Here is a 13,655-nt window from a genome sequence, read left to right on the forward strand (position 1 = left end):
CGAGGACGATGGCACTCTTTTTTCAGTAAACGCGTGCATAATTCAGGCTAGGGACAATAGCTTCAAGCTGGCAGAAGCCACTTACAAAATCCAAGGGTACGGGAATGTGGGTTCGTGGACAGCGCGTTTGTTGAAACCCCATGGTTCGAAGCTAGTTGCCGTTGAAGACATTTCAGGCGCCATAGGAAATGATAATGGCATCGATCCAGACGACCTTTTCCTGTATGCTTCCGGCAACTCTGGGCTCGTTGCAGGCTACCCCAAGGCAAGCCTAATCACACACGACTCTTTCGTAACTCTTAAGGCAGATATTTTCGTGCCGGCAGCAATGGAGAATCAGATTGCAGAAGACACTGCTGAGCTGCTGGATGTCAAACTTGTAGCCGAGGGGGCTAACGGCCCCACCACTCCAGAAGGGGACCTGATTCTACGTAGGAAGGGAGTTGATGTGATACCAGATGTCCTCTGCAACTCCGGAGGTGTCATTGTCAGCTACTTCGAATGGCTCCAGAACAAGAGAAGCGAACGCTGGGAACTTGAAGAAGTTGACTGCAAGCTTCGTAAGAAGATCCTGAACGCTTATGAGAAAGTGCGCAGCACTGCCTTGAACTTCAACACCGACTGGCGAGTAGCCGCCTATGTAGTAGCCCTTTCGAGTCTCCAGATAGTGTACAAGGAGAGAGGAATCTTCCCGTAACCGAACAAGCTTCCCGTTTCAGGGATCTCAGAGCGGGCAGCAAAAGCGTCCCGCCTACTTTTGCAGTGGCCGGTTTCGTGAATTCTGGGATGTATTCGCCGTTTCGGACCATCCGCTTCTGGTTTCACTGAATCGAGGCTAGTGTCGTGTCCCGGAAGTTCCTTGTGTATATCTTTGCCCCAGGACACGACACTTTCATAGGGGCTATCGCCCCTCTGACGCTTCTGGATGCTCCTCTTCGTCGCATCCCTCCGCTGTCACCCCTGAGAGGGTCGGCCACGACCCCCTCATACCCCCTGGCAGTGTGCCTTACGAAAGGCCCTGCATTTCGTAAAGTTGTTTCTGGGACGGCACACTAGGACGAAGCTTCTTCAGGAAGGTCCCTTTTTGAGAAGAAGGCTGTCTTGATTCAATAGGTTTCCGACAAGGTATCTTGGTGCCTCACCTCTCGAACGGCATGCTCTCCATTCCGGCCCGCATTCCTGCAATCCCTATTGAGTAGCAGCGAGTTGCGCTTCTTGCCCACCTTGAGATGTTTGCTTGCTAACCGCCCGTGCACCCTCCGCGTCTGATGATACGTCACCGGGGCAGCGCTTTTCTTGAATGCCGGCCGGCAAAGTGATATTCTAACAGGAAGTATGTCAAGGAAAGAAGTTAAGAGAAAGCTTTCGCTCCTCCCGCACAAGGCAGGAGTTTACCTTTTCAAGGATAAGCGCGGAAAAGTGCTTTATGTGGGCAAAGCCGGCGAACTTGCATCCAGAGTGAGAAGTCATTTTGGGCCTTCCTCTCATCTGGGCCTCAAACAAGCGCTTCTTCTGAGGAAGATCACTGACATTGACTGCGTCGTCACCAATTCTGAGCTTGAGGCATTGCTCCTTGAATGTAATCTCATAAAGGAGTACAGGCCCCCATACAATGTCAGGCTAAAAGACGACAAGAAATATCCTTTCCTCAGGCTCTCAATGAAAGAGAAATTTCCCCGCCTTTCCGTGACCAGGAATTCCGTGGAGGACGGTAACCGTTACTTCGGACCATATTCCGACGTGGCGGCCATGAGGAAGACCGTCGCTCTGATCAGGGCTACTTTCCCATTGAGGACCTGTCCGGGTGAGAAGCCGGGCAGGATCCAGGGCAGGCCATGCCTCAATTTCCACATCAAGAGGTGCCTTGCTCCCTGTGTCGGTAAGATAGGGAAGGATGACTACAGAAAGATAGTCGGGAGGGTCTCCAAGTTCCTGGGCGGGTCCGGTGAAGAAGTGATTTCTTCCCTTGAGGAAGAGATGAAGACGGCATCTGAGCGTCTCGACTTTGAGCGAGCCGGAGAACTCAGGGACAGAATCATCGACATTGAAGCAACTCTCTCGAAGCAAAGGGTCGCCGGTCTTGCAGAAAGAGAAATGGATGCGCTGGGCGTGTCAAAGAGTGGAAAGGTGGCGTGTGGAGTTGTGCTGAGAATCCGGGACGGCAAGATCATCACCAAAGATCGAAAATTCTTTGAGGGAGTCCGGGAAGAGACCGAGCAGGAGCTCGCCGGCTCGTTCATCGAGCAGTACTATGACCGGCCGGGACCAATCCCCCAAAGGATACTGTGTTCAGTCGAGCCGAATGATATTGAACTCCTTGAGAAGTGTCTCAGCGGGAGGCGCGGGACAAGAGTGAGTATCCATTCGCCTTCCAGAGGAAAAGAAAAGGGAATCGTTCTTCTGGCGAAGATGAACGCGGACCTGGAGGTTGCGGAGAAAATCGCAGCCCATGAAAGAAAAGGAAAGAGACTTCCCGATGAGCTCTTTGAACTGGAGCGTGCTCTCGGTCTTAAGAGCCCTCCCAGAAGGATTGAGGCCTTTGACATATCGACCGTTCATGGGGAAGCAAGCGTGGGTTCTCTGGTAACGTTCATCGATGGCGTTCCCCAGAGGTCGCAATACAGGAAATTCAGGGTCAGGACATCGACCGGCTCCGATGACGCCGGAATGATGTTTGAAATTCTCTCGAGAAGGATGAAGAAACTGGCAGACGAATCCCTCAAGCTTCCTAACCTTCTGCTCGTTGACGGCGGGAAACCTCAGGTCGGCGCGGCGATAAGGGCAATGATCGGCCAGCGAATTGACGAGATTCCGGTTTTCGGCCTCGCGAAGAAGAACGAAGAACTGTACTCTCCAGACAAAATGGAGCCAATCAGACTCTCCCGTTCCTCGGCAGCACTCAAGCTTCTTCAGAGAATTAGAGACGAATCTCACAGGTTTGCGGTGAGTTATCACAGAAAGGTGATGCGGAAAAGACTTTCGCGCTCCGCACTTGATGAAATTCCGGGGATCGGAGAGAGAAAGAAGGAAGCTCTGCTTCGGAAGTTCGGTTCCCCGGAGAGAGTGAGACGTGCAACACTTGAGGAGCTCGCGGCGACTCGCGGGATAGGTGAACGTCTCGCAAGAGCAATACTCGAAGGAACAGGGACAGTGCCGCCCAGTGTGCCGTCCCAGAAATAACTTCACTAAAGGTAGGGTGTTTGATAAGGCACACTGCCAAGGGGTATGAGGGGGTCGTGGCCGACCCCCTCAGGGGTGACAGCGGAGGGATGCGACGAGTAGGAGCATCCGGAAACGTCAGAGGGGCGAGGAGCCCCTATGAAAGTGTCGTGTCCCGGGGCAAAGACATAGACAAGGAGTTTATGGGACACGACGCTGGGGAGAGGATGAAGCAGGCATGAAGAGTGAAACGTTTGTGGCGAGATGCTGGGGTGTATTATGAAAACCGTACGCTATTTTACGGTTGAGACTGAACACGGGAGGGTCTGGGTCGGAGGGACCGACGATGGAGTGTCAAGCATAGTTCTCGGGAGCACACCCAAAGTAAGGAAAGTAGCGAAGCTCTTGTCAGCCAGGGAAATCAGGCTTGTCAAAGACAGGAAGACATTCGGAAGTCTCAGGCGTCTACTCGAAAGCTATTTTCAGGGGAAGAGGGTTCAGTTTGATGCTAAGCTTGATATGAGGTCGGCCACCGAATTCCAGAAACAAGTGTGGGCTGCAGTGAAGAAGATTCCCTATGGAGAGCTGAAATCATACAAGGAGATCGCGGCCTCCTGTGGCGGTCCCAGCTTTGCCAGGGCTGTAGGGGTAGCTCTGAGGACGAATCCTTTTCCGATCGTGATTCCCTGCCACAGGGTCATAATGAGCAGTCATTCTCTGGGCGGGTTCGCGTCGGGGCTGCGCTGGAAGAGAGCATTGATACTTCTTGAGGGCGGACAGCTTCCGCTTGAGCTCTAGAGAGAGGATGGGAAATAGTCCTGAAAGAAATCTTTGATATCCTTGTAGTCGGACCTCTTGAGGTGAACTGTTACATCCTCGGCTCCGCCGGGGGAAGAGATGGCGTAATAATCGACCCCGGCGACGAGGGTGAGCGGATTCTGAGAAAGACAGAAAGCCTTGGGCTGGAAATAAAATGGATTCTCAATACCCACGGACACCCTGACCATACGGGCGCGGACTGGTACCTGATGAAAGAGACCGGGGCATGTCTTCTCATTCATGCATCTGACGAAGATATGCTTGCGCTGACTTTCGAGGGCAGTGCGCTTTCGGAATCCAGGATGAAGAGAGGCCCTGCCGGACGTTTTCAGGGGACTTCTCCCAAGGACGGGAAGCCACACATTTTGCGCATTGAGGGCGGAGATGTCATCGGGGCAGGTGATATCCGGCTCGAGGTGATTCACACTCCCGGGCACACGATGGGTGGAGTGTGCTTCGTCTATAAAGACCATCTTTTCTCAGGCGATACATTGTTTGCAGGTTCAATAGGAAGGACGGATCTTCCCGGCGGTTCTTACGATCAATTGATCAACTCGATCACGAAGAAGATTCTCCCGCTCGGGGACGATACCAAAGTCTATCCGGGACACGGGCCGTCCACGACAGTCGGAATCGAGAAGGAGGAGAATCCTTTTCTCAGTTAGGTATCTGGAATGGCACCTTCAAGCGTCTCAAAGGAAGTTGAGGGCAAAGAGTCCCGCTCCGGTACGCCACCGGAGCTGTCGAAGGCTCTCGACGATTTCCTTGAGCATCTTCTCCTTGAGAGACAATATTCACCGAACACGATTGATGCCTACCGCAGGGATCTCCGTTCCTACCTGAATGTCGTCAAGTCAAGAGGGATCGACTCCATTGATTTGCTCGGCAGGGACGGTCCTGGAATTTTCAAGGACGCCCTGGGGAAACTGGATATTTCATCGTCAACGATTGCGAGGAAACTCTCATCCCTCAAGAGCTTTCACCGGTTCTTGAGAGAATCTCTGACTCTCAAGGAGGATGTCGCTTCGACTTTGAGGAGTCCGAAGCAATGGAAGAAGATTCCCGTCGTTCTCAGCACAGGCGAGGTCGAGAGACTTCTTTCCATGCCGGATGTCGGGAAGCCGCTTGAGCTCAGGGACAAGGCCATGCTGGAACTGATGTACGGCACCGGAATGAGAGAATCCGAGGTCATCGGCCTCAAACTGATTGCGCTCGACCTTTCTAACGAGATCGTCAGATGTTTTGGAAAAGGGAAGAAGGAAAGGGTTGTTCCGGTAGGCAGCTATGCACGGCAATATGTCGGCCAGTACCTGGAATCCGGAAGGCCGTCCATTCTCGGACAGAGAAAGTGCGACTATGTTTTCACGACACGAAGAGGAAAGCCGCTGACCAGAATGGCTTTCTGGAAACGTTTTTCGAAATATGCGCGTATGGCCGGACTGCCTGATGGTATCCACCCTCATACCCTCAGGCATTCATGCGCAACTCACATGCTCGAAGGAGGGGCTGACTTGAGAATCATTCAGGAACTTCTCGGACATTCATCGATTTCTACGACCCAGATATACACCGCCGTAGATGCGGAGTATTTGAGGGAAGTTCACAAGACGTTCCACCCGAGGCCCTAAATGAAAAACTATCTCAGGCTCGTTCTTCTTTCATTACTTCTGGTTTGTTTCCGCACCCATCAAGTTAGCGGGGAGGAGAGAAAAGGGACAATCTCCATGGGGTTCCAGTACCAATACAGCCTGATGGGGGGAGTTTCGGAGTATGCCGATAACTATGATGGCGGAATCGGCTATGGAATAAAGCTCAAATACTATCTTGGGAAGAAGAAGGCCATCGGAATCTCGTTTGAGAATCAGTATCACGACGCGACTCTTGAGCCCGCAACCGTAGATGATCCCGGGAGACTCCAGTTCAATACCACGACTGTCGAATTCTTCAGGTACTTTGAGAGGAACAAACCGGTATCAAGGTATGTCGTAATCGGTGCCGGCCTCTGCCAGCCAACAGTGCTTTGGTCGGCGGGCGGGCCGGAGCGTACGGAAGACGGTCCTATTGTCACTGCTGGTGCCGGAACTGAGTTCTTCATTAGCCGTTCAATAGCGGTCGACTTCCGGTTGAAGGGATCCACTTTTGTCAATGACGACGGTTTGACTGCTGCGGGCTTCTTTTCGGTCGGGTTCGCTTACTATGTTGTAAATTGACAGCGCCCGGAACACCGGGTACTCGGGACTGCGGTTTCTTCTAATGACAAGCGTTCGGTATCTGCGGGGGAGTGGAGTGTTTCTGTGAGCTCTAAGTGGAGAAAAGAAATCAGGGTCGGTGAGAAGGTCTTTCACAGGACTTTCGGCGAAGGCCTAGTTGTGGATGTGAAAAGAGAAAAGCGGTACGACATCCTCGAAGTCGTGTTTTCTGATGGTGTAAGAAAGCTCAGCTCTGAGCATCCCCTGACGGTGAGTGAGTTTCCGGGGACGCCTTTTCCGCTGGTCTGGGGAAGCGACGGGAAGGAAGCCAGAAGGCGCCGGTCTTCCCTGGCGAAGGGGCGCATTTCGCAAGACCACGCCGGAGGCATCTCGATCGGAGACGGAATGCTGACTCTGGACCCTACGAGTCTGGATGTCATCGCACAACTTTCCAGCCAGTGGTACGAGAGTTACCAGAGTTTTCTATTGAGGAGATATGCGGAGCTGATCCGGCTTGGAAGAGGCAATGAGAGGCTCGTTTCGCTTGGGTCGCTTCGGGATGTCAATAGATACAAACATCAGCTTGCTGCCTGCCTGAAGGTGATCAGGGAACTTCGCGGCAGGGCACTGCTCGCAGATGAAGTCGGGCTGGGGAAAACGGTGGAGGCCGGGATTGTGCTCAAGGAGTATCTTGTCAGGAGCCTTGTCGGACGGGCTCTGATTCTTGTTCCGGTGTCTCTATGCAATCAGTGGCAGGAGGAGCTCACGAACAAGTTCGGCCTTGACTCGAAGCTTGCCAGGCTCCCAGGTGACTGGAAGAATGGTGAGATAGTGGTTGCCTCAATGGATACGGCCAAGTCGGCCCGGAACCGTGACGAGATAAGAAGGTGCGGCTTCGACATCGTGATAGTGGATGAAGCACACCGCATGAGGAACCACAAGACTCTGGCGTGGAGGTTCGTGAATTCGCTTTCCCCGAAGTACTTGCTTCTTCTCACGGCGACGCCTGTCCAGAACGACCTGAGGGAACTATATAACCTGATCACGCTTCTCCGGCCGGGGACTCTGGGCACATTCCGGACATTCAAACAGCAGTTCATGATGAGAGGTGACAAAAGAAAGCCGAAGAACACCGGGCGTCTTTCAAGAATTCTCTCGACGGTAATGCTGAGAACAACGCGCGGCAACACGGCGATCAAGTTCGCCAAAAGGCATGTAGAGACCGTTGAGTTTGCGCTTTCGCAGCAGGAGAGGGAGCTCTACGACTCCGTGTCGGAGTTCGTCAGCCGGCAGACAAGAGAGGGCAGGGGAAGCTCGGTTTCCAAGTGGTATCTCACGCTTCTCGTTCTTCAGAAGGAGATAGGAAGCAGCTCCTATGCTGCCGCAAGAACTCTCAGCAAGATGAAGGAGAAGTACAGGGGTGAGATGTCCGACATGCTCAACAAGCTCCTGTCGATGGCGGAAAACGTGACCGACAGCAGCAAATTGAATGGCCTGCTCAGGACTCTTCGTGCCGTTGACGAAAAGGTAATCGTCTTTACGCAGTTCAAAACGACTCTTGATTTCCTGGTGAGAAATCTGGCAAAGGAAGGCATCGAGACAGTGTCATATCACGGCGGACTTTCGCTGCGGCAGAAAGAGATCGCTGTGAAGCAATTCCGGGATTCGGTGAATGTCTTTCTCAGCACGGAGGCAGGCGGGGAGGGCAGGAATCTTCAGTTCTGTAGAACGATAGTGAATTACGATCTCCCCTGGAACCCGATGCGTATTGAGCAGAGGATAGGAAGAGTTCACCGCCTTGGGCAGGAGAGAGACGTCCGAATCTTCAACTTTTCCGCTGCAGATACGGTAGAATGGTATGTTCTTGAGACACTCTACAAGAAGATAAACATGTTTGAGCTCGTCGTCGGAGAGATGGAAATGATTCTTGGAAATTTGGACGAGAGGACTTCTTTCGATGATCTCATTTTCAAGATCTGGACAGGGTCGAAGAAAAAGCAAGAGTTCCTGCGAAAATTATCCTTCCTCGGAGAAAAATTGCTCTCAGCCCGGAAGCAGTACGAAAAGGCCAAGGAGCTTGACGTTCTTCTCTTCGATACTCCTCAGGCAAATTCTCAAGAGGACAGATGAACATAACTGGCGGCAGTCAGATCGGACGAATGATTGCTCTCGAGAAGAAAGATTTGTCCCCAAAGCGGTTTGTTGAGGAACTTCTTCTGCACGCCGGCGGAAAGCTGAAAGAAAAGGGGGGAGGGGTCTACGAAGCCTCGTTCCCGCCCGAGCTCAAGAAGAGGCTGGGAAGGAGAAGAATGCGCGTCAGGTTCGAAAAGGGGCCGGGAAAGAAGCTGGGCCTTGCCGAGCCGCTCATAGCCGGAAATCCTTTCTTTGAAGAGATGCTTTCGTATGCGCAGGAGTCAGGGGCAGTCACCAGGAGATATGCGGCGTCTGATGAAGAGAAGTCTGCAGCAGAAATCGCGGGCCGGGTCAAGTTCAGGAACTTCAGACCTGCTTTGAAGATTGGGAAGATGTTTTATTCTCCGTGGATTGCCTTCTACTTCAGACTGACTCTGAGCTCATACGAGATGGCAGAGAAACAGGCTACCCTCTACTACGATTCGTTCACGCGGACAATCTCTGAAGACGGACATCCCGGGTTTCATCAGGCGGCCTGGTCCGAGACCCCGGACAATACTCTGCCGGTTGCCAGGACAAGGAATCACAACGAGATATTCAGTCAGGTTCTCGAGGTCCTTTGCGACAGAATAAGACCTGATGTCTCTTCGTTCAGGAGACAGGCACTAGAGAGTTTCGAGAACGAAGCAAGGAGATTCAGCCTGTACTACAAGGAGCTCATCTCGGAGGAGAGGGAAAGGCAGCGGTCATTTCGCGGGCGAGTGGAGGATAGCGGTGGTGACATAGCAGAGAGGATTGTTCAGCATAAGGTTGATTGGGAGCGAAAACTGAGTCACGAGGCCAGGAGAATAGAACCGAAAGCATCGGTCAGCCTCCTTGCTGTGGAGGAGTTCTATGTACCAATAACAAGGGTGGAGCTCTCCTGGAAAATCGATAGACTGGCTTTCAGGGGAATATGGGGTTATGATGTGGTGCGAGGGGACATTGTCGGAAATCTCTGCAAGAGTTGCGGAGTGAAGGTGAGGGAGGCGTGGAGCTGCAGCAAGGGACACGTGGTGTGCGCACGGTGCCACAAGAAATGTTCGCTGTGCGAAGCAGGTATCACGTGAAATCAGCCAAGGAGGAAGGATGCCCGGGAGAAGAATAACAAGAAGAGAGATGAAAGAGGACAGGCTCGTTACTTTTGCTCTCAGGGCCTTCGACTACGTCAGGGAGAATGCGGGCAAAATGGCCGTGGCTGCGGTGGTGGCGGCATTCGTCGTGGTGGGGGCCGTCTACGTATCACATGTCAGAAGAGACTCCGAGGACAAGGCAAGCTTCCTTCTTGCTCAGGGAAACTCTGAGTATTGGGCAGGGAGAATGGCTTCTGCACAGAGTTTTTTCAGCGAGGGCTCATCCCGGTATCCTGGCGCGACTGACGGAAAGATAGCGCGTCTCAGGCTGGGAGATACTCAGCTTTTCCTCGGGAAATACAGCGATGCAATTGAGAGTTACAGGGAATTCCTAAAGAGAGAGAAAAAGAACCAGGTCCTTATCCTCTCGGCAAAGAGGGGTCTTGCGATCGCGCTTGAGGATCAGAAAAGCTATGTTGAGGCTGCGCGGGAATATGAGGGCATCGCAAATTCCTTTCCCAAGGGCGATCCGCAGGTCTCTGCACTTCTCGACGCAGTCCGTTCTCTCAGGTCTGGCGGCAGAACGGATGATGCAGTAAAGATTCTGAAACGAATCGTCTCAGAATATCCGAATGTGAGAAACATACGTCAGATAAAAAGCCTTCTCTTTGAGCTTGAGGCACGAATCAAGGGCAAGTCGGGATTGGCATCGTAGATGAACCAGAGAGCTCAACAGGCATCACTTGTACTTGTCTGGCATTTCCATCAGCCGGACTACAAGAGTGCTGTCTCCGGAAGATACGAGCTGCCTTGGACGAGGCTTCACATAACCAAGGATTACCTGAGGATGGCGATGATCCTAAGGGAATTCCGGAACGTGAAAATGGTCTTCAACTATAGTCCCTGCCTGCTCCGGCAGATTGCCGATTATGCGGCAGGAACCGCAAGAGATGCCTATCTGGATGTCTCTCTGAAAGAGGCCGGGGCTCTTACTGAAGATGAGAGACTCTTTCTGCTTGATAAGTTCTTCCAGGCGAATATGAGGACGGCAATAAGAAAGAAGCCCCGGTACCTCGAGCTTTTTCTGCGGAGGGGAAAAGACTCCACCCTTCAAAGCAGGAGAAAAGCTCTGAAGCAGTTCAGCACTCAGGATTTTCGCGATCTGCAGGTCCTCTTCAACCTGAGCTGGATTGACTCGTCTCTCTATCCCAGATGCAGATTGCAGGAGATCGGAGCAAAGGAAGGCAGTTTCAGCGAAGAAGAGAAGAATGCAGTTCTCGGCGCGCACACAGATCTGGCACACGAGACGCTTTCTATTCTGAAAGAGCTGTGGGACGAACGAAAGATCGAGTTGTGGGTTTCTCCCTTCTACCATCCGATTCTCCCGCTCCTCTGTGATTCGGAAATCTCAAAGAAATCCCTGCCTGATATGGCGATCCCATCGCCGGCATTCAGGTTTCCGCAGGACGCTGAATCCCAGGTGCGAAAATCAGTGGAGCTTGCTGAACAATACATGGGGAGACGCCCGGTGGGAATGTGGCCGTCCGAAGGCAGCGTGAGTGATGAGGCAGTAAGGATTATCAAGAGTCAGGGCTTCGGCCACATCGCGACCGACGAAGAGAATCTTGCCAAGACTATCGGCTCTGCTCCCGGTGATAGAGACGAGCTTGCCCGCCACCTCTATGCGCCTTATTCCATTCAGACGGGGGCAGGTCCGATCGGAGTTTTCTTTAGAGACCGTGTTCTTTCCGACCTCATAGGTTTCACTTATTCAAGCTGGCGTGCGGAGACCGCGGCGAGGGATTTTGTCGGCAGAATCAGAAGGATAGGGGAGAGGTGGCCGGGGGGACGCGCCGTAGTCACTGTGGCTCTTGACGGCGAGAATTGCTGGGAGTACTATGACAAAAACGGTGCCGATTTCATTACGGATCTGTATCGAATTCTCTCCGGCGGGAGCGAGATAACGTCTGTGTTACCCGAGGAATTAGCGCAGGAGATGCCTGCGAGAAAGCTCGCGAACATCTGGCCTGGCTCTTGGATTGGGCATTCGTTCAGAATCTGGATTGGACATAACGAGAAGAATCGTGCCTGGGAGCTTCTCACTGCTGCCAGGCAGAAGTTTGAAGAGGCGAAAGCAGGCGGTGCGAATTCTGAGGCTCTGTCCAGGGCGTTCGAGCACATACAGGCGGCTGAGGGAAGTGACTGGTTTTGGTGGTATGGGGATGATTTCTATACCGCTGACCGGTTTCAGTTCGACAGGCTCTTCAGGGAACAGCTCATGGCCGCATACAGAGAAATGGGGGAGAAAGTACCCCCGGAACTCTATGAGGAAGTCGCAAAAGGAACCAGAGCATCGGCTGAGGTCCAGCTTCCTGCCAGACTCATAAGTCCTACGATAGATGGAGTGAATTCGCACTTCTATGAGTGGCGGCTTGGCGGAAAGGTTTCGTGCGAGGAAACAGCGGGGGGAATCACGGACCCCGCAATCGTCAGAGGGATCTACTACGGGTTCGACCAGGACAACCTCTACTTGAGGATTGACACAAACCCAAAGCCAAAAGGGGATGGCCATGCCGAGCTGCTGGTTGCGGCAGAGGTCATTGAGCCGCTGCGCTCGCGAATCACAATCTCTCCATGGTCGGGAACGAGAAACGGGCATCCGTTACTTGAAAAATCCTCGGACGGCAGGTGGGAGACCATGCAGACTGCGGCTACGTTCGCAGCCCGGGACATCGTTGAAATGAAGATTCCGTTTGCAGATCTTGGAGTATCTGTCGGGACAACTGTATCTGTGATCATCCTAGTCCTCAAGGGAGAACACGTGCTGGAGAGCTGGCCTCTACGTGGGAGGATCATCTTCCAGGTGCCGTCAGCGGACTACGATGATCAAATGTGGTCGGCATGATGGCTTCTCCACGCCGGCCGGTATGATTCATGGGGGCCGCCAATGGTAACTGACGAAAGAACTGAGACGCATACTCCAGATCCCGAGATAGAGCAGGGGCGGGTTCTGGGCGCACTTTCCTATGTGCCTTTCCTTTGCTTTCTGCCCGCTATCTTCGGCGGAAAGAACAGATTTGCTCTGTTTCATGCCAGGCAGGGGACAGTCCTTTTCTTCATCGAAATAGTCGTTTGCCTGGCGCTTTCCATACTAAGTCATACGATTGGACTGATACCGGTTATCGGTTTCATAGTGCTTCTCCCGATCAGATTGATTCTTCTGCTCGGGATTCTCATCGCAGCGGTTGCGGGCTTTGTGAAGGCAATCTCCGGCGAGTACTGGCAGATGCCGGTCATTGGCGAACACACTCGAAAGGTTCCATTCTAGGATGACTGATTCCCAACCAGAACCTCGTCCACATCCAAGGTATCCGGTCCTCAAGAAGCTGGCCGGTGTCCTCAGGGCTCTTGCCTGGTTCTCGCTCGCTCTGTCGGTTCTCACGTTGATCGCAATGCTCCTGGTGGCAATATCGACCTCAGACCTGAGGCTGGCAGCGGCTGGGCTTCTGGCCGCGCTGTACGGCGCGCTCCTGTTCATCTACTTCCTTGTATTGGGTGAATCAATCCAGGTCGCGCTTGATATCGAGGAGAACTCGAGGAAGACTGCGCAGGCGCTTGAGGAGCTTATGAAGTCGGGCTCAGGGAAGAAGGCTTCAGAAGGTCCGGCAAGGTTTTCGTTTGAATGATCCTCGATGTTCGTCTAAACAATCCATCATGTCGCATAAGAGATATTATGTAAACTCATGCCAAAATCGGCATGAGATTTACATAATTGGGGTATCCCCTTGACTCCACTAAATACAAGATATAGTATGCCAGAGCATGGAAGAGTATCCAAGAACTCTGGCAGGAATCGAGCGTCAATTTGCAACGGAAACGGCTTGTGCGCAATATCTTTTCCGTCTGCGCTGGGGCGAGGGATTTGTTTGTCCACGATGTGGCGGTAAGAAGAGTTGGTTTACGAAGCGTGGTCTGTGCAAGTGCGCCGCTTGTGAGTATCAGGTTTCGGTAAAAGCGGGAACCATTTTTGAGAGGTCTCGATTGCCTTTGACGATGTGGTTCCGAGCCATTTGGTGGGTAACCAGCCAGAAGAATGGGGCTAGCGCGAAAGGACTGCAAGGGGTTCTGGGACTGGGCAGTTATGAAACGGCCTGGACATGGTTGCATAAGTTGCGACGGGCCATGGTCAGGACCGGAGGAGATCGGCTTATGTGTTGAACGTCAATTGTTTTTCCCGTTGACG

12 protein-coding genes and 1 pseudogene are annotated in these 13,655 nt (G+C 52.7%); all 13 read left to right on the forward strand.

Annotated elements, in window-relative coordinates:
- The coding region (locus tag QME66_10590; GenBank protein ID MDI6809413.1) for a glutamate dehydrogenase at positions 1-697 on the forward strand (697 nt) is incomplete at its 5' end.
- Between the two features lie 638 nt (positions 698-1,335).
- Positions 1,336-3,180, forward strand: a complete 1,845-nt coding sequence (gene uvrC / locus QME66_10595; GenBank protein MDI6809414.1) for an excinuclease ABC subunit UvrC — start codon at positions 1,336-1,338, stop codon at positions 3,178-3,180.
- Positions 3,181-3,438: 258 nt separating this feature from the next.
- A complete protein-coding gene (locus QME66_10600; protein ID MDI6809415.1) occupies positions 3,439-3,957 on the forward strand; it encodes a methylated-DNA--[protein]-cysteine S-methyltransferase in 519 nt (172 codons plus the stop codon).
- Between the two features lie 62 nt (positions 3,958-4,019).
- Positions 4,020-4,643, forward strand: a complete 624-nt coding sequence (locus QME66_10605; protein MDI6809416.1) for an MBL fold metallo-hydrolase — start codon at positions 4,020-4,022, stop codon at positions 4,641-4,643.
- Between the two features lie 9 nt (positions 4,644-4,652).
- On the forward strand, positions 4,653-5,606 hold the full coding sequence (gene xerD, locus QME66_10610; protein ID MDI6809417.1) for a site-specific tyrosine recombinase XerD: 954 nt from the start codon (positions 4,653-4,655) through the stop codon (positions 5,604-5,606).
- Positions 5,607-6,188 carry an outer membrane beta-barrel protein gene (locus tag QME66_10615; GenBank protein ID MDI6809418.1) on the forward strand — a complete coding sequence of 194 codons (582 nt, stop codon included), beginning with the start codon at positions 5,607-5,609 and terminating at the stop codon, positions 6,186-6,188. It abuts the gene before it with no gap.
- Between the two features lie 84 nt (positions 6,189-6,272).
- Complete coding sequence (locus tag QME66_10620) at positions 6,273-8,297, forward strand: SNF2-related protein (GenBank protein ID MDI6809419.1); 2,025 nt, start codon at positions 6,273-6,275, stop codon at positions 8,295-8,297.
- Entirely contained in the window at positions 8,294-9,409 is a 1,116-nt protein-coding gene (locus tag QME66_10625) for a hypothetical protein (protein ID MDI6809420.1), read from the forward strand. Before QME66_10620 ends, QME66_10625 begins: the two co-directional genes overlap by 4 nt.
- A gap of 19 nt (positions 9,410-9,428) precedes the next feature.
- The gene (locus QME66_10630; protein MDI6809421.1) at positions 9,429-10,127 is read left to right on the forward strand and encodes a tetratricopeptide repeat protein; all 699 of its coding nucleotides are present in this window, start codon (positions 9,429-9,431) and stop codon (positions 10,125-10,127) included.
- Entirely contained in the window at positions 10,128-12,317 is a 2,190-nt protein-coding gene (locus QME66_10635) for a glycoside hydrolase family 57 protein (protein ID MDI6809422.1), read from the forward strand.
- Positions 12,318-12,359: 42 nt separating this feature from the next.
- Positions 12,360-12,740 (forward strand): hypothetical protein, encoded by a 381-nt coding sequence (locus QME66_10640; protein MDI6809423.1) that lies wholly within the window; start codon positions 12,360-12,362, stop codon positions 12,738-12,740.
- A 1-nt stretch (position 12,741) separates the two neighbouring features.
- The gene (locus QME66_10645; GenBank protein ID MDI6809424.1) at positions 12,742-13,098 is read left to right on the forward strand and encodes a hypothetical protein; all 357 of its coding nucleotides are present in this window, start codon (positions 12,742-12,744) and stop codon (positions 13,096-13,098) included.
- 136 nt (positions 13,099-13,234) lie between these two features.
- Positions 13,235-13,603 (forward strand): annotated as a pseudogene (locus tag QME66_10650) (IS1595 family transposase).
- Positions 13,604-13,655 lie beyond the last annotated feature (52 nt).

It is taken from the genome of Candidatus Eisenbacteria bacterium (assembly GCA_030017955.1).
In the GTDB taxonomy this organism is placed as follows: domain Bacteria; phylum Eisenbacteria; class RBG-16-71-46; order JASEGR01; family JASEGR01; genus JASEGR01.

Coding starts and splice junctions, on each gene's coding strand:
- QME66_10625 (MDI6809420.1), top strand. CDS start 8,294: ATGAACATAACTGGCGGCAGTCAGATCGGACGAATGATTGCTCTCGAG.
- xerD (MDI6809417.1), top strand. CDS start 4,653: ATGGCACCTTCAAGCGTCTCAAAGGAAGTTGAGGGCAAAGAGTCCCGC.
- QME66_10645 (MDI6809424.1), top strand. CDS start 12,742: ATGACTGATTCCCAACCAGAACCTCGTCCACATCCAAGGTATCCGGTC.
- QME66_10640 (MDI6809423.1), top strand. CDS start 12,360: ATGGTAACTGACGAAAGAACTGAGACGCATACTCCAGATCCCGAGATA.
- QME66_10615 (MDI6809418.1), top strand. CDS start 5,607: ATGAAAAACTATCTCAGGCTCGTTCTTCTTTCATTACTTCTGGTTTGT.
- QME66_10635 (MDI6809422.1), top strand. CDS start 10,128: ATGAACCAGAGAGCTCAACAGGCATCACTTGTACTTGTCTGGCATTTC.
- QME66_10630 (MDI6809421.1), top strand. CDS start 9,429: ATGCCCGGGAGAAGAATAACAAGAAGAGAGATGAAAGAGGACAGGCTC.
- QME66_10600 (MDI6809415.1), top strand. CDS start 3,439: ATGAAAACCGTACGCTATTTTACGGTTGAGACTGAACACGGGAGGGTC.
- uvrC (MDI6809414.1), top strand. CDS start 1,336: ATGTCAAGGAAAGAAGTTAAGAGAAAGCTTTCGCTCCTCCCGCACAAG.